Source organism: Nocardioides terrigena, assembly GCF_003047265.1.
Classification (GTDB): Bacteria; Actinomycetota; Actinomycetes; order Propionibacteriales; family Nocardioidaceae; genus Nocardioides; species Nocardioides terrigena.
Window position 1 is genome coordinate 1 of record NZ_PZYY01000079.1, and the last position, 512, is coordinate 512.

The 512-nt window shown below is 39.8% G+C and carries 1 protein-coding gene; it reads left to right on the forward strand.

Features of this window, described 5'->3' with window-relative positions:
* Positions 1-512 (forward strand): metal ABC transporter solute-binding protein, Zn/Mn family (locus DAE25_RS22950; protein ID WP_199907749.1); only part of this gene is annotated, 512 nt, incomplete at both ends.

Sequence of the window (512 nt, forward strand, 5' to 3'; positions counted from 1 at the left end):
GAAACTTTCATTTTTAAAACAAGTATTTGTGGTTGCATTAGGTTTAAGCGCAACACTCGCTATGGCTGCGCCATTCAAAGTCGTCACAACATTTACCGTGATCCAAGATATTGCGCAAAATGTTGCCGGTGATAAAGCGGTTGTCGAATCCATAACTAAGCCAGGTGCGGAAATTCATGATTACCAACCGACACCGAAAGATATTGCTAAAGCACAAAAAGCGGATCTTATCTTATGGAACGGTATGAATTTAGAACGTTGGTTCGAACGTTTCTTTGAAAATGTAAAAGGTAAACCGGCCGTTGTGGTAACCGAAGGCATCACACCAATTGCAATTACCGAAGGTGAATATAAAAACTTACCGAACCCGCATGCTTGGATGTCATCGGCTAATGCATTGCAATATATTGAAAATATTCGTGCCGCATTAGTGAAATACGATCCGAAAAATGCCGAAAGCTATAACCAAAATGCTAAAGTTTATGCAGAAAAAGTAAAAGCAATTGCCGAAC